This is a genomic window from Paracoccus jiaweipingae, from assembly GCF_044335505.1.
In the GTDB taxonomy this organism is placed as follows: domain Bacteria; phylum Pseudomonadota; class Alphaproteobacteria; order Rhodobacterales; family Rhodobacteraceae; genus Paracoccus.
The window spans coordinates 169,625-188,258 of sequence record NZ_JBISBS010000002.1 but is presented as its reverse complement, the minus strand read 5'-3'; the positions used below and the strand labels follow the sequence as shown (position 1 = coordinate 188,258).

General features: G+C 68.2%; 16 protein-coding genes. 14 read left to right on the top strand and 2 right to left on the bottom strand.

The genetic code is table 11. The features are described 5' to 3' along the window. The first annotated feature begins 2 nt into the window (after positions 1-2). From ACFXP9_RS04350 to murD, 4 genes are all read left to right on the top strand, one after another. On the top strand, positions 3-1,484 hold the full coding sequence (locus ACFXP9_RS04350; RefSeq protein WP_397206139.1) for a UDP-N-acetylmuramoyl-L-alanyl-D-glutamate--2,6-diaminopimelate ligase: 1,482 nt from the start codon (positions 3-5) through the stop codon (positions 1,482-1,484). Then, positions 1,484-2,869, top strand: a complete 1,386-nt coding sequence (locus tag ACFXP9_RS04345; RefSeq protein WP_397206137.1) for a UDP-N-acetylmuramoyl-tripeptide--D-alanyl-D-alanine ligase — start codon at positions 1,484-1,486, stop codon at positions 2,867-2,869. The genes ACFXP9_RS04350 and ACFXP9_RS04345 overlap by 1 nt, the downstream gene beginning before the upstream one ends. Positions 2,870-2,881: 12 nt before the next feature. After that, on the top strand, positions 2,882-3,964 hold the full coding sequence (mraY, locus tag ACFXP9_RS04340) for a phospho-N-acetylmuramoyl-pentapeptide-transferase (protein ID WP_397206135.1): 1,083 nt from the start codon (positions 2,882-2,884) through the stop codon (positions 3,962-3,964). Between the two features lie 80 nt (positions 3,965-4,044). After that, on the top strand, positions 4,045-5,451 hold the full coding sequence (gene murD, locus ACFXP9_RS04335; protein WP_397206133.1) for a UDP-N-acetylmuramoyl-L-alanine--D-glutamate ligase: 1,407 nt from the start codon (positions 4,045-4,047) through the stop codon (positions 5,449-5,451). Between the two features lie 156 nt (positions 5,452-5,607). On the opposite strand, the gene chrA is transcribed toward murD, so the two are convergent. Continuing rightward, positions 5,608-6,840, bottom strand: coding sequence for a chromate efflux transporter (gene chrA, locus ACFXP9_RS04330; RefSeq protein WP_397206131.1), 1,233 nt, complete (start codon positions 6,838-6,840; stop codon positions 5,608-5,610). Between the two features lie 147 nt (positions 6,841-6,987). Between chrA and ACFXP9_RS04325 the strand changes: the two genes are divergently transcribed. The 6 genes from ACFXP9_RS04325 (at position 6,988) to murB (ending at position 12,276) form a co-directional block, all read left to right on the top strand. Then, the gene (locus ACFXP9_RS04325) at positions 6,988-8,151 is read left to right on the top strand and encodes a peptidoglycan glycosyltransferase FtsW (RefSeq protein ID WP_397206633.1); all 1,164 of its coding nucleotides are present in this window, start codon (positions 6,988-6,990) and stop codon (positions 8,149-8,151) included. Then, positions 8,148-9,230 carry an undecaprenyldiphospho-muramoylpentapeptide beta-N-acetylglucosaminyltransferase gene (gene murG / locus ACFXP9_RS04320; protein WP_397206129.1) on the top strand — a complete coding sequence of 361 codons (1,083 nt, stop codon included), beginning with the start codon at positions 8,148-8,150 and terminating at the stop codon, positions 9,228-9,230. Before ACFXP9_RS04325 ends, murG begins: the two co-directional genes overlap by 4 nt. Continuing rightward, positions 9,227-10,648: a UDP-N-acetylmuramate--L-alanine ligase gene (gene murC, locus ACFXP9_RS04315; RefSeq protein ID WP_397206127.1), complete on the top strand. Its 1,422-nt coding sequence runs from the start codon at positions 9,227-9,229 to the stop codon at positions 10,646-10,648. Before murG ends, murC begins: the two co-directional genes overlap by 4 nt. Continuing rightward, positions 10,645-10,965 (top strand): DUF2484 family protein, encoded by a 321-nt coding sequence (locus ACFXP9_RS04310; protein WP_397206125.1) that lies wholly within the window; start codon positions 10,645-10,647, stop codon positions 10,963-10,965. The genes murC and ACFXP9_RS04310 overlap by 4 nt, the downstream gene beginning before the upstream one ends. Positions 10,966-10,968: 3 nt before the next feature. Continuing rightward, positions 10,969-11,262, top strand: a complete 294-nt coding sequence (locus ACFXP9_RS04305; protein ID WP_397206124.1) for a hypothetical protein — start codon at positions 10,969-10,971, stop codon at positions 11,260-11,262. Between the two features lie 96 nt (positions 11,263-11,358). Further along, on the top strand, positions 11,359-12,276 hold the full coding sequence (gene murB, locus ACFXP9_RS04300) for a UDP-N-acetylmuramate dehydrogenase (protein WP_397206122.1): 918 nt from the start codon (positions 11,359-11,361) through the stop codon (positions 12,274-12,276). A 154-nt stretch (positions 12,277-12,430) separates the two neighbouring features. On the opposite strand, the gene ACFXP9_RS04295 is transcribed toward murB, so the two are convergent. Further along, the gene (locus ACFXP9_RS04295) at positions 12,431-13,126 is read right to left on the bottom strand and encodes a MarC family protein (protein WP_397210019.1); all 696 of its coding nucleotides are present in this window, start codon (positions 13,124-13,126) and stop codon (positions 12,431-12,433) included. Positions 13,127-13,501: 375 nt separating this feature from the next. Between ACFXP9_RS04295 and ACFXP9_RS04290 the strand changes: the two genes are divergently transcribed. The 4 genes from ACFXP9_RS04290 (at position 13,502) to ftsZ (ending at position 18,516) form a co-directional block, all read left to right on the top strand. After that, on the top strand, positions 13,502-14,380 hold the full coding sequence (locus ACFXP9_RS04290; RefSeq protein WP_397206631.1) for a D-alanine--D-alanine ligase: 879 nt from the start codon (positions 13,502-13,504) through the stop codon (positions 14,378-14,380). Beyond that, on the top strand, positions 14,368-15,369 hold the full coding sequence (locus ACFXP9_RS04285) for a cell division protein FtsQ/DivIB (RefSeq protein ID WP_397206118.1): 1,002 nt from the start codon (positions 14,368-14,370) through the stop codon (positions 15,367-15,369). Before ACFXP9_RS04290 ends, ACFXP9_RS04285 begins: the two co-directional genes overlap by 13 nt. Before the next feature lie 11 nt (positions 15,370-15,380). Beyond that, entirely contained in the window at positions 15,381-16,712 is a 1,332-nt protein-coding gene (gene ftsA, locus ACFXP9_RS04280) for a cell division protein FtsA (protein WP_397206116.1), read from the top strand. Between the two features lie 208 nt (positions 16,713-16,920). After that, on the top strand, positions 16,921-18,516 hold the full coding sequence (gene ftsZ, locus ACFXP9_RS04275; RefSeq protein WP_397206114.1) for a cell division protein FtsZ: 1,596 nt from the start codon (positions 16,921-16,923) through the stop codon (positions 18,514-18,516). Positions 18,517-18,634: the final 118 nt, after the last annotated feature.

Sequence of the window (18,634 nt, the reverse complement as noted above, 5' to 3'; positions counted from 1 at the left end):
ATATGGAACAGACGCGCAAACTGTCTTCGCTGGGGCTGCGGGCGGCGGCGGGGCGCGACCCCGCGATCACCGGCCTTGCGGTCGATTCGCGGCAGGTGCGCGATGGGTTTTTATTCGCCGCACTGCCCGGTTCCGCGACCCATGGCGGGGCGTTCATCCAATATGCGCTGCGTCAGGGTGCGGCGGCGATCCTGACCGACCGCGCGGGCGCGGCGCTGGCGGCACCCGAACTGGCGGCATCGGATGCGGCGCTGGTGGTGGCCGACGATCCCCGCGCCGCACTGGCCGCTACGGCGGCGCTGTGGTTTGGCCGCCAGCCCGAAACCATGGTGGCGGTGACCGGCACCTCGGGCAAGACATCGGTTGCCACATTTACCCGCCAGATCTGGCAGGCGCTGGGGCATAAGGCGATCAGTCTTGGCACCATGGGCGTGCGCGGCGATTACGAGGCCCGGCTGGCCCATACCACCCCCGAACCCATCACCCTGCACCGCGTCCTGTCCGAGGCCGCATCCGCCGGCGTGACCCATGCCGCGATGGAGGCATCAAGCCACGGTCTGGACCAGCGCCGCCTTGACGGGGTGCGGCTGGTGGCGGGCGCGTTTACCAATTTCAGCCAGGATCATCTGGATTATCACAAGGATTTCGACAGCTATTTCGCGGCCAAGGCCCTGTTGTTCAACCATATCCTTGACGAGGACGCGGTGGGGGTCATCAATATCGACGACCCGCGCGGTCAGCAGATGGAGGAAATCGCCGGCGCGCAGGGTATGGACATCCTGACCTATGGCCGCTCGGACGGGGCGGATCTGCGGATTCTGGGTCAGCGTTATGACGCCACCGGGCAGGAACTGCGCTGCGATATTCTGGGGCGCACGCATCTGTTGCGGCTGAACCTGATCGGCGGGTTTCAGGCGGAAAACGTGCTGGCGGCGGCGGGGCTGGCGATTGCGGTGGGCGAAGACCCTGACCGCGTGGCAGCGGTGCTGGCCGGGCTGGAAACCGTGCCGGGCCGGATGCAGCTGGCCGCCACCCGCGACAATGGCGCGGCGGTGTTTGTCGATTACGCCCATAAACCCGGCGCGGTGGTGGCGGCGCTGCAAAGCCTGCGCCCGCATGTCATGGGCCGTATCGTCGTGGTCATCGGCGCGGGCGGCGACCGTGACACCGGCAAGCGCCCGCTGATGGGAGAGGCGGCGCGCGAATATGCCGATGTGGTGTTCGTCACCGACGACAACCCCCGCACCGAAGACCCCGCCGCCATTCGCGCCGCGGTCATGGCCGGTGCCGGTCCCGACGCAACCGAGGTCGGTGACCGGGCCGAGGCGATCTTGCGCGGCGTCGATGCGCTGCAACCGGGGGATGCGCTGTTGATCGCGGGCAAGGGGCATGAAACCGGGCAGATCATTGGCAGCGATGTCTATCCGTTCGACGATGTGGAACAGGCTTCGGTCGCGGTCGCGGCCCTTGATGGGAAAATCTGATGGTGCTGTGGACCAGTGAACAGGCCGTCGCGGCCACCGGTGGGCAGGCGGCGGTGGCCTGGGCGGCCTCGGGCGTCAGCATCGACACCCGCAGCCTTGCGCCGGGGGATCTGTTCGTGGCGCTGAAGGCCGCGCGCGATGGCCACGATTTCGTCGCACAGGCGCTGACGCAGGGGGCGGCGGCGGCGCTGGTCAGCCGCATCCCCGAAGGTGTTTCGCCGGATGCGCCGCTGCTGCTGGTCGATGACGTGCTGGCGGCCTTGCAGGCGCTTGGCGCGGCGGCGCGGGCGCGGCTGCGCGGCAGGCTGGTGGCGGTGACGGGGTCGGTGGGCAAGACCTCGACCAAGGAAATGCTGCGCAGCGCCCTGTCGGGGCAGGGCCACGTTCACGCCGCCGAGGCCAGCTATAACAACCACTGGGGGGTGCCGCTGACACTGGCGCGGATGCCCGCCGACAGCGATATCGCGGTGATCGAGATCGGCATGAACCACCCCGGAGAGATCGCCCCGCTGGCCCGCCTTGCCCGCCCGCATGTGGCGATGATCACCACCGTGGCCGCCGCCCACATCGAGGCGTTTGACGACATCGACGGCATTGCCCGCGAAAAGGCCAGCATCTTTGACGGGCTGGAACCGGGTGGCACCGCCGTGATCCCCACCGGCCTGCCGACCAGCGCGATTCTGGCGGACGCGGCGCGGGGCAGGGGCGCACGGGTGGTCAGCTTTGGCCGGGATGCCGATTTCGCGCTGACCGGCACCCGCCCCGATGGCGCGATGACACAGGTGACCGCGCGGGCCGGGGGGCAGGATGTCGCCTTCACGCTGGCCTCGGCCGGGACGCATTTCGCGATGAACGCAATGGGGGTGCTGGCGGTGGCCGATGCGCTGGGGCTGGACCTGCCATCGGTGCTGGACGACCTGCAACGCTGGACGCCGCCCGCCGGTCGCGGCGCGGTGGAACGTATTGCCCTGCCGGGTGGGGATATCGACCTGATCGACGACGCCTATAACGCCAACCCGACCTCGCTGGCGGCGGGGCTGGCGACGCTGTCGCGCCTGCCCGGTCGGCGCCGGGTGGCGATTTTGGGCGATATGCTGGAACTGGGACCGGATGCTGCGGACCAGCACGCCGCCATCGCGGCCCTGCCGGCCATGGCGCAGGTCGACCTTGTCCATACCGCCGGGCCGCTGATGCGCCACCTGTATCAGGCGCTGCCCGCGACCCGGCGCGGGATGGCCGCCGATACCGCGCAGGATCTGGCCGCGCAGGCCGCCGCGCTGGTGCAGCCCGGCGATATTGTGCTGGTCAAGGGGTCGAAATCCTCGCTCGTCTCGAAACTTGTTGACGCGCTGCGCGCGGCGGGCAAAACGCCGCAACAGGACTAAGAAGGAACGCATATGCTGTATTGGCTGACGGGCTTGTCGGACGGGGGGGACCTGTTCAACCTGTTCCGCTATATCACCTTCCGGGCGGGGGCGGCGTTTTTCACCGCGCTGGTCTTTGGCTTTCTGTTCGGGCGCCCGCTGATCAACTGGCTGCGCATCAAGCAGAAAAAGGGCCAGCCCATCCGCGATGACGGCCCCGAAAGCCATTTCGTCAAGGCTGGCACCCCAACCATGGGCGGGCTGCTGATACTGGCCTCGCTGTTTACCTCGACCCTGCTTTGGGCGCGGCTCGATAACGGCTATGTCTGGATCGTGCTGGCGGTGACGGCGGGCTTTGCCGCGATCGGCTTTGCCGACGATTATGCCAAGGTGACCCGGCACAGCGTCGCCGGTGTCCCGGGCAAGATCCGCATGGCGGCGGGTCTGGCCATCGCCGCCGCCGCAGGGGCCGCAGCCGCATGGCTGCAACCGGCGGGGCTGACCGGGCAACTGGCAATGCCGTTTTTCAAGGACGCCCTGATCAACCTTGGCTGGTTCTATGTGCCCTTTGCCATGGTGGTGATCGTGGGCGCAGCCAATGCGGTCAACCTGACCGACGGGCTGGACGGTCTGGCCATCGGCCCGGTGATGATCGCCGCCGCCACGCTGGGGGCCATCGCCTATACCGTGGGGCGCATCGACTTTACCAATTACCTTGGCGTCCACCACGTCCCCGGCGCGGGCGAGATCATGGTCTTCGTCGCCGCCCTGATCGGCGGCGGGCTGGGGTTCTTGTGGTATAACGCCCCCCCGGCGGCGGTATTCATGGGCGACACCGGCAGCCTTGCCCTTGGCGGCGCGCTTGGCGCCATCGCCGTCGTCACTAAGCATGAGATCGTCCTGGCCATCGTCGGCGGCCTGTTCGTGGTCGAGGCACTGTCGGTCATCATCCAGGTCCTCTATTTCAAACGCACCGGCAAACGGGTCTTCCTGATGGCCCCGATCCACCACCATTTCGAGAAGAAAGGCTGGTCAGAACCCCAGATCGTGATCCGCTTCTGGATCATCTCGCTGATTCTGGCGCTGATCGGTCTGGCGACGCTTAAACTGCGCTGACCTCGCTGCTGTTTCAAATACCTCGGGGGTCCGGGGGCTGGCCCCCGGTCCGCACCGCCCCTTTTGCAAAGGCCTGACCCATGATCCCCGTCCGTGACGTTGAAAACCGCAAGATCGCCGTGCTGGGGCTTGGCCGCTCGGGGCGGGCGACGGCTGCCGCGCTGGCGGCGGGGGGGGCGCAGGTGGTGGCGTGGGACGACGGCGTCGATACGCGGCAGGCGGCCGAGGCCGAAGGCTGGGACATCGTCGATCTGACCCGCGACGCGGCGTGGGACGGTCTGGATGCGCTGATCACCAGCCCCGGCATTGCGCATCTTTACCCCGCCCCGCACCCGGTCATCGCCAGGGCGCTGGAAAAGGGTGTGCCGGTCGATAACGATATCGGCCTGTTTTTCCGCAGCTTCGCTACCCCGGACTGGAACGATTTCGACACCTTCCCGCGCGTCATCGCGGTCACCGGCTCGAACGGCAAATCCACCACCACGGCGCTGATTCACCACATTCTGCAACAGGCCGGGCGGCCCACGCAGATGGGCGGCAATATCGGCACCGGGGTGCTGTCGCTTGATCCCGCCCGCGATGGCGAGGTGGTGGTGCTGGAACTGTCCAGCTATCAGACCGATCTGGCGCGGGCGCTGACGCCGGATGTCGCGGTGTTTACCAACCTGTCGCCCGATCATCTGGACCGCCATGGCGGCATGGGCGGCTATTTCGCCGCCAAGCGCCGCCTGTTCGCCGAGGGCGGGCCGGAACGCGCCGTGATCGGCGTGGACGAGCCCGAGGGCCGCTATCTGGCCAATCAGATGGCGGTCGCGCCTGCCGATGACCGGGTGATCCGCATTTCGGTCGATGGCAGGCTGGACGGGCCGGGCTGGTCGGTCTTTGCCCGCAAGGGGTTCTTGTCGGAATACCGCAAGGGCCGGCAGGTGGCCTCGCTGGATCTGCGCGCGATCACCGGGTTGCCGGGCAGTCACAACCACCAGAATGCCTGCGCCGCCTATGCCGCCACCCGCGCACTCGGCATCGCCCCGCGCCAGATCGAGGTCGCCTTTCACAGCTTTGCCGGGCTGCCGCATCGCAGCCAGACCATCGCGGAAATCGGCGGGGTGCGCTGGGTCAATGACAGCAAGGCCACCAATGTCGATGCCGCGCAACAGGCCCTGCACGCTTTTTCGCGCATCCGCTGGATCGTGGGCGGGCTTGGCAAGGATGGCGGCATCGCCGCACTGGCCCCGCATCTGGACGGGGTGGTCAAGGCCTATCTGATCGGCCATTCCGCCCGCGATTTCGCGCTGCAACTGGGTGACACCCCGCATGAGCTGTCCGAGACCATGGAACAGGCCGTCGCCCACGCCGCCGCTGATGCCCAACCCGGCGAGACCGTGCTGCTGGCCCCCGCCGCCGCCAGCTTTGACCAATACCCCAATTTTGAAAAGCGGGGCGAGCATTTCACCGCGCTGGTCAGGGCGCTGATGCCGCGCGGCTAAGGCGCCCGCATTGCAGCCTTGGCAATTGGGTGCTGGACCTGATGGCCCGCGGCGATGCCTTGGCGCAGGCTTCCTGCCGCCCCCGCGCAAGGAAATGCTTCGCCGCGCACGGTCGCGACCAAGCCGCCAACGCCTTCCCGGCGTGTCACGGCAGGCTCAGACCAGACCCGCTGCCCCAAGGATTGCCCCGGCACCGGCGCCCGCCAGCACCACCTGCCATGCCGGGCGCCGCCACAGGGTCAGCATGGTAAACAGCGCGGCGGCAATGGCGAAATGCAGCGGGCTGCGCACCCCGGCGGTAAAGACCGGGTCATAAAGCGCCGCCGCCAGAATGCCGACCACGGCGGCATTGGCCCCGGCGATGGCGCGCATGGCCCAACGCCGCCGCGACAGTTGCGACCAGAAGGGCAGCACCCCCATCAGCAACAGAAAGCCCGGCAGAAAGATCGCCACCAGCGCCGCAACCGCCCCCGGCCAGCCGCTGGCGACCTGTCCCAGCCACGCGGCAAAGGTGAACAGCGGTCCCGGCACCGCCTGCGCCGCGCCATAGCCCGCCAGAAAGCTGTCAGCCCCGACCATGCCGGTGCCGACCGTGCCGCTTTCCAGCAGCGGCAACACCACATGGCCGCCGCCGAACACCAGCGCCCCGGCGCGGTAAAACACCGCCGCGACCTGCGCCAGCAGCGGCAGATCGGGCAGCACCCCGCCGCCAGCCAGCAGCGCCGCCAGCAACAGCCCCGTGAATGCGACCAGACATACCACGCCCACCGCAACCGGCGGCGCGGCCAGCGGGGCACCGGTTGCGGTGCTGGCGGGCAGTCCCAGACCCAGCGCCACGGCCAGCCCCGCCGCCAGCGCAATGGCCGCGATCTGTGCCCCGGCAGCGGGAAACAGCGCCACCACGAACAGCGCCAGCACGGCCAGCGCGGCACGCGGCAGATCCGGGGTCAGGCTGCGGGCCATGCCAAGCACGGCATGGGCCACGACCGCCACCGCCACCAGCTTCAGCCCGGCCACCACGCCGCCCATCCAGCCCCCGTCGGGGGGCGCGCCGCCCCACAAAGCCGCCAGCGCCATCAGCGCCAGGGCCGAGGGCAGGGTAAAACCTGCCCAACCCAGCACCGCCCCGGCCCATCCGCCCCGGCCCCAGGCGATGGCAAGGTTCATCTGGCTAGAGGCCGGGCCGGGCAGAAACTGGCACAATGCCAGCAGCTGGCCGAAGGCGCGGTCATCCAGCCAGCGGCGCCGGGTGACGAATTCGTCGCGGAAATAGCCGATATGCGCCACCGGCCCGCCAAAGCTGGTCAGCCCCAGCCGCAGAAAGACCATAAACAGCGGCCACAGCGCCCGGTCGTCATCATCGGATATGCGCGGATTGCGAATCATCATCTCCCGCTTATATCCCGCCCTCCGTTACGATTTGGTAAATATCCGCCCGCGCCGGATTGCGCAGTAGCTTTGGCAGCCAATTCGCGCTATGGTTTTCAGCAGACCCGGCAAACGGGCATGGACCGAGGCAGTGACGGCAGTTCTGACATGACCGAGATGGTATTCGGCGCGGCCCCCGCGCGCGTCAGCGATCCGATTCTTCCGCGTTGGTGGCGAACGGTTGACCGATGGTCGCTGGCCTGCGTGCTTGGGCTGTTCGCGATGGGGCTGTTGCTGGGGCTTGCGGCCTCGGTGCCGCTGGCGGAAAAGAACGGCTTGCCGCAATTCTATTACGTCACGCGACAGGCGCTTTTCGGCGGCATGGCCATGGTTGCGGCGGTGGCGTTTTCGATGGCCTCGCCGGTGACGGTGCGGCGGCTGGGGGTGCTTGGCTGTGCCGTCGCGCTGGCGGCGGTGCTGTCGCTGCCCATCATCGGCACCGATTTCGGCAAAGGCGCGGTGCGCTGGCTCTCCTTTGGCTTTGCCAGCATCCAGCCGTCCGAATTCCTGAAACCCGGCTTTGTCGCGCTGGTGGCGTGGCTGATGGCCGCCAGCCAGGAGGTCGGCGGCCCGCCGGGGCGGATGTATTCGTTTTTCTTCGTGGTTTTCGTGGTGCTGGTTTTGGCGATGCAGCCCGATTTCGGGCAGGCGACGCTGATCCTGACCTCGTGGTGCGTGATGTATTTTGTCGCCGGTGCGCCGCTGGTGCTGTTGGGGGGCGTGGCCGGGGTGGCGGCGGTCGGTGCGTTCATGGCCTATGGCAGCTCGGAACATTTCGCGCGCCGCATCGACGGCTTTCTGTCGCCCACGATCGACCCGCGCACCCAGATCGGTTATGCCACCAATGCCATTCAGGAGGGCGGGTTTTTCGGCGTCGGCGTAGGTGAGGGCAGCGTAAAGTGGCAGTTGCCTGACGCCCATACCGATTTCATCATCGCCGTCGCCGCCGAGGAATATGGCGTCATCATGGTCCTGGTGATCATCGCGCTTTACGCCACCATCGTCGTGCGCTCGATGTGGCGGCTGCGGCGGGAACGCGACGCCTTTACCCGCATTGCCGGAACCGGGCTGGCCTGCGCTTTTGGCGTTCAGGCGCTGGTCAATATGGGGGTGGCGGTGCGCCTGTTGCCGGCCAAGGGGATGACGCTGCCTTTCGTCAGCTATGGCGGGTCGTCGGTGATCGCATCGGGGATCACGGTGGGGATGCTGCTGGCGCTGACGCGCAGCCGCCCGCAGGCCGAGATCTCGGACTATCTGGGGCGCGGGCAATGACCCGGCTGGCACTGATCGCGGCGGGCGGCACGGGCGGGCATATGTTCCCCGCGCAGGCCCTGGCCGAGTCGCTGCTGGCCGATGGCTGGCGCGTCACCCTGTCCACGGATGCGCGCGGGGCGCGCTATGCCGGGGCGTTTCCGGCGCAGGTGCAGCGCGAGGTGGTGGCATCCGCGACCACGGCGCGGGGCGGTCTGGCGGGCAAGCTGGTGGCGCCGTTGCGTATCGCGGGCGGTGTCGCCGCCGCGCTGCGCGCCCTGCGGCGCGACCGTCCGGCGGTGGTGGTGGGTTTTGGCGGTTATCCGACCATCCCGGCGCTGACGGCGGCGCGGCTGTTGGGCATTCCCACGGCGATTCATGAACAAAACGGGGTGATGGGCCGGGTCAACCGGCTGTTTGCCCCGCGTGTCGACAAGGTGATGTGCGGGATCTGGCCGACGGCACTGCCCAAGGGGGTCAGCGGCATTCACACCGGCAACCCGGTGCGTGCGGCGGTTCTGGACCATGCGGGGGCGGCCTATGCCGCGCCGGGTGCGGGGCGGCTGAACCTGCTGGTCATCGGCGGCAGTCAGGGCGCGCGGGTGCTGTCCGATGTCGTCCCCGCCGCGATTGCCGCGCTGCCGCCCGATCTGCGCGCCCGTCTGGATGTCGCCCATCAGGCCCGCCCCGAGGATGGCGCCCACGTCACCGAGGCCTATGGCGCCGCCGGTATCAATGCCACGATCCGGCCATTTTTCGACGATGTGCCCCGGCGTCTGGCGGCATGCCAGCTGGTGATCAGCCGCGCCGGGGCATCGTCGATCGCGGATATCTCGGTCATCGGGCGGCCTGCGATCCTGATCCCTTATGCCGCGGCGACGGGCGATCACCAGACCGCGAATGCCCGCGCGCTGGCCGATGCGGGGGCGGCGCTGGTGGTGCCGGAATCGGTGCTTGACGCTGAAACCCTGATGCGCGACATCCGCGCCATTCTGACCGATGCGCCGCGTGCCACCGAAATGGCCGCCGCCGCGCGCGCCCTTGGCCGGCCCGATGCGGCCCGCCACCTTGCCGATCTTGTCACGGAGCTGTCCCAATGAATGCCGCCACCAAACTGCCGGGGGAACTTGGCCCCATCCACTTTATCGGCATCGGCGGCATCGGCATGTCGGGCATTGCCGAGGTGCTGATGACGCTTGGCTATGACGTGCAGGGCAGCGATGCGAAAGCCAGCAAGATCACCGAGCGTCTGGAAAGCCTGGGCGCGCGGGTATTCATCGGCCAGTCGCCCGATAATATCGGGGATGCGGGCGTGGTGGTGAAATCGACCGCGATCAAGGAATCCAACCCCGAACTGGCCGAGGCCCGCCGCCGCGGCCTGCCGGTCGTGCGCCGTGCCGAAATGCTGGCCGAACTGATGCGGCTGAAATCCAACGTCGCCATTGGCGGTACGCATGGCAAGACCACCACCACCACCATGGTCGCCACGCTGCTGGACAAGGGCGGGTTCGACCCCACCGTCATCAATGGCGGCGTGATCCACGCCTATGGGTCCAACGCGCGCGCGGGGGCGGGCGAATGGATGGTGGTCGAGGCCGACGAATCGGATGGCAGTTTCAACCGCCTGCCCGCGACCATCGCCATCGTGACCAATATCGACCCCGAACATATGGAACACTGGGGCGATTTCGACGCGCTGCGCAAAGGCTTTTACGATTTCGTTTCGGGGATACCGTTTTACGGGCTGGCGGTCTGTTGCACCGACCACCCCGAGGTCCAGTCGCTGGTCGGCAAGATCACCGACCGCCGCGTGGTGACCTTTGGCTTCAACGCGCAGGCGGATGTGCGGGCGCTTAACCTGCGCTATGAAAACGGCGTGGCGCATTTCGACGTGGCCTTGCAGGCCGAGGCCGATGACGGCGACATCCCGATGATTCAGGGCTGCACCCTGCCGATGCCGGGCGATCACAATGTCTCGAACGCGCTGGCGGCGGTGGCGGTGGCGCGGCATCTTGGCATGAAGCGCGCCGAAATCCGCGCCGCGCTGGCGGCTTTCGGCGGTGTCGGTCGCCGCTTTACCAAGGTGGCCGAGGTCGATGGCGTCACCATCATTGACGATTACGGCCACCACCCGGTTGAAATCGCCGCTGTGTTGCGTGCCGCGCGGCAGTCGACGCAGGGGCGGGTGATCGCGGTGCATCAGCCGCATCGCTATTCGCGGCTGCATTCGCTGTTTGACGATTTCTGCACCTGTTTCAACGAGGCTGATGTGGTCGCCATCGCCGAGGTTTACGCCGCCGGCGAAGACCCGATCGACGGCGCCAGCCGTGACGATCTGGTCGCGGGGCTGATCGCCCATGGCCACCGCCACGCCCGCGCCATCCTGTCCGAGGACGACCTTGTCCGGCTGGTGCGCGAACAGGCCCGGCCCGGCGATATGGTGGTGTGTCTGGGCGCTGGCACGATCTCGGGCTGGGCCAATGCCTTGCCGGGGCTGCTGAAGGCACAGGCGGCATGAGCACCGGCCTGCCCATGCTGACCCCGGCGCTGTCGATGGCGGCGGCGCTGCTGTGGCTGGTCGCCGCCGCGCTGTTGCCCCGCCTGCGCGAGGCCCGGCGCGCCCAGGCGCTGGTGGCGCTGACCGGGGCCGGGGTGCCGCTGATCGGCTGGCTGACCTATTGCTGCGGGCCGCTGGCCGGGATGCTGGCGCTGATCGGGGCGGTGGTGGTGCTGATCCTGTCGCCGCTGCGCCGCCACCGGCGCCTGCGCCGCCACCAGCGGACCCTGCGCCCCGGACACGCCCTGATGCCCGGTGCCGGTCACGAAAGGCCATAAGCCATGCCGGAAACCTTTGTCATGCCGCTGATCTGGTCGGCCATTGCACTGTCCCTGCCCGGTATTCTGGGCTTTTTCGCCGCCCGCAAATGGGGGGTGGCGGTGGTGTGGTGGCTGCTGATCGCTGGCGCGGTACTGGGGGTCTGGGGCTGGCTGAACACCCGGGAACCGGCGCTGGGGGATGATTTCGCCCCGCGCCACATCCTGATATTCTTTGTCCTGCTGCCGGGCTATGTCTCGGTGGTGGGGGGTGCCGCGGCCGGGGTGATGGCGCATCTGGCCCGCCGCGCCCCCTGACCGTGCCGCCGACCACGCCGCCGGGACACACCGCCTGTGCCGGGCGGTTCTGCGGCGGGCGGTCCCCAGTCCACGCCCTTCGACGGAGGCCCCGCCATGACCGACCTTCCCACCCCGCGCGGCACCCTGACCCCGGACAGACCGCTGGACGGGCTGACATGGCTGCGCGTCGGCGGCCCGGCGGACTGGCTGTTCCAGCCCGCCGATGCCGATGATCTGGCGGCGTTTCTGCGCGACCTTTCGCCCGATATGCCGGTCTTTCCGATCGGCGTCGGGTCGAACCTGATCGTGCGCGATGGCGGGATTCGCGGCGTGGTGGTCCGGCTGGGGCGCGGGTTCAACAGCATCGGGATCGACGGCGACATCGTCACCGCAGGGGCCGCCGCGCTGGATGCGCATGTCGCGCGCAAGGCCGCCGATGCCGGGCTGGACCTGACCTTTCTGCGCACCATTCCGGGCAGTATCGGCGGCGCGGTGCGGATGAATGCGGGCTGTTACGGCAGCTATGTCGCGGATCACCTGATCGACGCGCAGGCGGTGTCGCGCGATGGCCGGCAGGTCACGCTGACGCCTGCCGATCTGGGCTTTGCCTATCGCCATGCCGACCTGCCGCCGGGCTGGGTGCTGACCAGCGCCCGGCTGCGCGCGGATCGTGCGGAACCGCAAACCCTGCACGCCCGCATGACGGACCAGCTGGCCAAACGCGATGCCACCCAGCCGGTCCGCGACCGCAGCGCCGGATCGACCTTTCGCAACCCGGCAGGGTTTTCATCCACCGGCCGCGCCGATGACAGTCACGAGCTGAAGGCATGGAAACTGATCGAGGATGCCGGCCTGCGCGGGTATCGCCTTGGCGGGGCGCAGATGTCGGAAAAGCACCCCAATTTCCTGCTGAATGCCGATCACGCCACCGCCGCCGAGCTGGAGGCCCTGGGTGAGCTGGTGCGCAAAAAGGTCCGCGAAACCAGCGGTCACGATCTGACATGGGAGGTCATCCGCGTCGGTGACGCCTGAGGTCCGCCGCCCCCCCCCCCCGCGCACCCGCCCCGTCTGACATCGGCCCGCGCCCGCAATGCCAGGTCTGGTGCCACGCCCGCACCCGTCGCGCGTCACCCGATACCACGCGCCCGCAGGCCGTGGTCGCAACCGCAGCTGACGGGGCAGGGGGTTACCCCGGCTGCGCGGGCCGGGTCGCGTCATCGGCGGCCTCGGACAGGCCGCCTGCGTTTTCGGGGGCGGGGACCTCGATCAGGGTCAGGGCCTCAAGCCCGCCGATCACGGCATCGACGGCGACGGTCGCCAGCACGATCCCCATCACCCGGCTGATGACGCTGGCCCCGGTGGACCCGATCAGCCGCTGCACGCGAGAGGCCAGCAGCAACAGCACCAGCGTCAGCGCCAGCACCGCCAGCAAAAGCCCCGCCGTGACCAACTGGTCGGACAGCGCCTTGTTGTGGTTATCGGTCAGAATCACCACCGCCAGCATCGCCCCCGGCGAGGCGATGGACGGCATGGCCAGCGGAAACACCGCCCCGGCCAGATGGTCGCGTTCGGCCTGCCCGATCTCTCGGTCCGGTTTTGATTCGCCAAAGATCATGGTGATCGCGAACATGAACAGCACGATCCCGCCCGCGATCTGGAACGATCCCAGCCGCAGACCCAGCGATTCCAGCAGATACTGACCGCCGAACAAAAAACCCAACAGCACCACGCTGGCCACCGCCACCGCCCGCAGCGCAAAACGCCCATGCAGCGCAGCGGGCACCGAGGCAGTGGCGAACAGAAACACCGGCAGTGACCCCACCGGGTCGATGACCACGAACAGGGTGATGAATTCGCGCAGCAGGCTGGTCAGGTCAGGCATGGGGTTCTTTCGCGATGGTTGCGGGTATTATGGGCCTGCGGTCCGGCGGGGCAAGGTGATGGCGATCAAAACCGCGCCACCGCAGGGATCTGGCGCCCCTGTCTGGCGCTGCCGGCGCCGTGCAGGGCGGCAGGGACCGGGGCACAGCCGGGGTCGCCGGTTGCGGCGCGCGCGGGGCCGCCGGGGCGGCGTCCGGGGGCGCGACCAAAAACCGCCGCCGGGCCAGAAATGATCTTTCCCAAAGGCGGGTTTTTGGGCTATGATCGGCACATAAGCATCGCTAAAAGATGCACAACCCCCGGTTGTTTCGGGGTGACGAGAGGCAAAAACGTGGCGGGCAAGTCGAGCAGGGCAGCCCTCACCGTCGCCGTTCTGATGGGTGGTCCCAGTGCCGAACGCGCTGTGTCGCTGTCCTCGGGGCGGGAATGCGCGAATGCGCTGCGGCTTGAGGGATTCACGGTGATCGAAATCGACGCGGGCGCTGATCTGCCCGCGCGGCTGGCCGAGGCCCGCCCCGATGTCGTGTTCAACGCCCTGCATGGCCGCTGGGGCGAGGATGGCTGTGTGCAGGGCCTGCTGGAATGGCTGCGCATCCCCTATACGCATTCGGGGGTGCTGGCCTCGGCGCTGGCGATGGACAAGACCCGCGCCAAGCAGGCGTTTCGCGATGCCGGCCTGCCGGTGGCCGACAGCGTGATCGCGGACGCGCATCAGGTCCGCGCGCGTCACGTCCTGCCGCCGCCCTATGTGGTCAAGCCCAATGACGAAGGCTCCAGCGTTGGGGTGTATATCGTCCGTGATGCCGGGGATGGCCCGCCGCAGCTGGACGATCAGATGCCCGCGCAGGTGCTGGTCGAAACCTATGTGCCGGGGCGCGAACTGACCACGGCGGTGATGGGCGATCGCGCCCTTGGCGTGACCGAGATCATCACCGAGGGCTGGTATGATTACGCCGCGAAATACACCGTCGGCGGGTCGCGCCATGTCACCCCGGCCGAAATTCCCGCCGATATTGCCGCCGCCTGTTGCGATTACGCGCTGCGGGCGCATCGGGCGCTGGGGTGCCGCGGCGTGTCGCGCACCGATTTCCGATGGGACGAATCGCGCGGGCTGGACGGGCTGATCCTGCTGGAAACCAACACCCAGCCCGGCATGACGCCGACCTCGCTGGTGCCGGATCAGGCGGTGCTGGCCGATATGGATTTCCCCGCCCTGTGCCGCTGGATGGTCGAGGACGCGCTATGCAGGACGTGACCCGCCACGAACCCGGCTTCGGCCTGTCGGGCGGCAATCAGCCGGTGGTGTCGCGGATCATCCGCCGCGACACTCCGCCCCAGCCCGCCCGCCGCAAACCGCGCCGCGATCCGGCGCCGTCGCGGCTGAAATACCGGCTGGAACGGCTGATGCTGCGGCCCCGTGTGCGCCGTGCGGTGCGCATTGGCGGGCCGGTGGTGGTGGTGGCGTTGCTGGCGCTTGGCTGGCTGGCCGATGATGGCCGGCGCGGGGCGATGGTGGGCTGGGTGCAGGACCGCATTCAGCAGGTCCAGCATAACGACGCCTTCATGATCAAAACCATGGAGGTTCAGGGCGCATCCCCGGCGGTCGACAAGGGCCTGCGGGCGATGCTGCCGGTGGCTTTGCCGGCCTCCAGCTTTGATATCGACCTTGCGCGGCTGCGCCAGCAGGCGATGTCGCTGGACGCGATCGAAAGCGTGGATCTGCGGGTGCGCGATGGCGGCATCCTCAGCGCGGTGGTGGTGGAACGCAAACCGGCGCTGCTGTGGCGCCATGCCAGCGGGATCGAGATGCTGGACGCGCAGGGGCACCGGGTGGCCTCGGTCACGTCGCGCGATCTGCGTCAGGACCTGCCGATGATCGCCGGGCTTGGCGGTGACGCCGCCGCCCCCGAGGCCCTGCGCCTGATCGCGCAGGCCGGGCCGGTGCTGCCGCGTCTGCGCGGGCTGGAACGGCGCGGCGAACGGCGCTGGGATCTGGTGCTGGATCACGGCCAGCGCATCATGCTGCCCGCCACCGGCGCCGAGGCGGCGTTGCAGCAGGTGCTCGAATGGGATGCCGCGCAGGACATTCTGGGCCGCGATGTCGATGTGGTCGACCTGCGCGACCCGGCGCGGCCCCGGCTGCGCATCGGGCTGGCGGCGCAGAACGCATTGCGACAGGCGCGCGGCCTGCCGCTGCTGGGACCGGATGGCAAGGAATTGCCGCCGCAGGACAAGAAAAGCTGAGGGGTGGGGCAATGAAGGATCTGTATGACAAACAGCGCGCCATGCGCCGCATCCGCGAGGCGGCGCTGCAACGCGGTGTGATCGGGGTGCTGGATATCGGCAGTTCGTCCATTACCTGCATCGTGCTGCAATTCGACGGCCCCTCGCGATCGCGCGAGACGGATGGCGTCGGGCCGCTGGCCGGACAGGCCGATTTCCGCGTCATCGGTGCCGGCACCACCCGCGCCCGCGGCATCCGCTTTGGCGAGATCGACACCATGTCCGAGGCCGAGCGCGCCGTGCGCACCGTCGTGGCCAAGGCGCAAAAGGTCGCCGGGGTGCGGCTGGATCACGTCATTGCCTGCCTGTCGGGGGCGCGTCCGGCCTCTTACGGGCTGGCGGGCGAGGTCGCGCTGCGCAGCGGCAAGGTGCGCAAGGAAGATGTGGCCTCGGTTCTGGCGGCCTGTGACCTGCCGGAATTTGGCCGGGGCCGCGAGGTGTTGCACGCGCAGCCGGTCAATTTCGCCGTCGACCAGCGCAGCGGGTTGTCCGACCCGCGCGAACATGCCGGGAACCGGCTGGCCTGTGACATGCATCTGCTGACGGTCGAATCCGACGCGATCGGCAATCTGATCCACTGTCTGCGCCGCTGCGATCTGGAACTGGCCGGGGTGGCCAGCGCCGCCTATATGTCGGGCCTGTCATCGCTGGTCGAGGACGAGCAAGAGCTTGGCGCCGCCTGCATCGACATGGGCGGCGGCGCGACCGGGGTGTCGATTTTCATGCGCAAGCACATGATCTTTGCCGATTCCGTGCGCATCGGGGGTGAATTGATCACCAGCGACATCGCACAGGGCCTGCGGGTGCCATGGGCGATGGCGGAACGGCTGAAAACCCTGAATGGCGGGGTCGAGGCGACGGGCCGCGACGACCGCGACATGATCCAGATCGACGGCGACGAGGACTGGCACGAGGAACGTCGCATGGTCAGCCGCGCCGACCTGATCGGCATCATGCGCCCGCGGGTCGAGGAAATTCTGGAACAGGTGCGCGAGGTGCTGGACGCGGCCGGGTTCGATTACATGCCGTCGCGCCAGATCGTGCTGACCGGCGGCAGCAGCCAGATCCCCGGACTGGACGGGCTGGCCAGCCGCATTCTGGGCCAGAATGTCCGCATTGGCCGGCCGCTGCGAATCAACGGCCTGCCACATCAGCTGACCAATGCCGGCTGCGCATCCGCCGTGGGGCTGGCGCTGTTTGCCGCCCATCCGCAGGACGAGTGGTGGGATTTCGAAATGCCGGTCGAGGCCTATCCGGCGCGCAGCTTCCGCCGCGCCTATCGCTGGTTCCGGGCCAACTGGTAAGCACTGCAAGGGGTGCGGCGCCCTGCCGCACACCATATGCTGCGTGATCAGCAAGATGCCGCCGAAGCCCCCTGCGGGCCTGTGCATATCTTGTGGGTAAATGCGGATTTTCGGGTGACGATGCGGGCTATTCCCGCTACAGTAGAGGGGAAAACCTGCGGATTCGGCCCGCCCGAGCCGAAACGACAAGCAACAACAGGCGGATAGCATGAACCTGAATCTGATGATGGATGACGAAGACGAGCTGAAGCCGCGCATTACCGTGTTCGGTGTGGGTGGCGCAGGCGGCAACGCGGTCAACAACATGATCGAGAAGCAACTCGACGGGGTCGAGTTCGTGGTCGCCAATACCGACGCGCAGGCCCTGCAACAGTCGAAATCCAGCAGCAAGATCCAGATCGGCCCGAAAGTGACCGAAGGTCTGGGGGCAGGGGCAAAACCGTCCATCGGCGCCAAGGCCGCCGAAGAAACGATCGAGGATATCGTCGACCACCTGTCGGGCGCGCATATGTGCTTTATCACCGCCGGGATGGGCGGTGGCACCGGCACCGGGGCCGCGCCGATCATCGCGCAGGCAGCGCGTGAAATGGGCATTCTGACCGTGGGTGTCGTGACCAAGCCGTTCAGCTTCGAAGGCACCAAGCGGATGCGTCAGGCGAACGAGGGCGTCGAGGCGCTGCAAAAGGTCGTCGACACGCTGATCATCATCCCCAACCAGAACCTGTTCCGGCTGGCGAATGAAAAAACCACCTTCACCGAAGCCTTCGCCATGGCCGATGACGTGCTGTATCAGGGCGTCAAGGGCGTGACCGACCTGATGGTGCGTCCGGGTCTGATCAACCTCGACTTTGCCGATGTCCGCGCGGTGATGGACGAGATGGGCAAGGCGATGATGGGCACCGGCGAGGCCTCGGGCGAGAACCGCGCCATCCACGCCGCCGAAGCCGCGATTGCCAACCCGCTGCTGGACGAAATCAGCCTGAACGGCGCCAAGGGCGTGCTGATCAACGTCACCGGCGGTTACGACATGACCCTGTTCGAGCTGGACGAGGCCGCCAATGTCATCCGTGACAAGGTCGATGCCGATGCCAATATCATCGTCGGTTCGACGCTGGACCCGGATATGGAAGGCGCCATCCGCGTATCGGTCGTGGCCACCGGCATCGACGCCGAGGCCGCGCAGGCCGATATTCCCGCGCCGCGCCGCCGCATGGAAGCGCCGCTGACCCAGGCACCGTCAGCCACCCGCCGCCCCGAACCCCAGCAAGCCGAGGCTGAACTGCCGCTGCCGCCGCGCCGCCCCGAGCCGCGCGAACCGGTGGCCGAGGCCCCGCGCGCCGCGGCACCGCGCCCCGCCGCGACCATTACCGACCTGCCCGAGGATGACATGCCCGCGCCGGCCTATAACCCCGCGCCCGCACGTCCCGCCGCCGACCGTCTGGCCGACGATTCCGAAGGTTTCATGGCCCCGCGTCCGACGCCGCGCGGCCAGCCCACCCCCGAGGTGATGGAGCGTCTGAACCGCGCCGCTGGCCGCCACCCCGAGGCCGCGCCCCAGCCTGCCCCGCGCGCCGAGCGCAGCCCCGAGCACGAGCAGCGCCGCACCACCGGCCTGTCGCGGATGTTCGAACGCATGGCCGGCAGCGCTGACCACGCGCCCAAACCCAGCGGCGCCACGCTGGCCGAACGGGTCGCCAGCCGGGTCAAGGCCAATCAGCAGCCCGATTTCGACGATCTGGCCAGCCCTGACCACGCCCAGGACGACCCGCAGGTTCCGGCCTTCCTGCGCCGTCAGGCAAACTGACGCGATCACGTTTCCGTCAGCAGGCTCACGATACGGGGGTGCGGTTCGCGCCCCCGTTTTTATTTGGAATCATGTGGTTGTGGCGGTTTCCGGGGGCTTTGTGCCGGTCGTTGCGGCT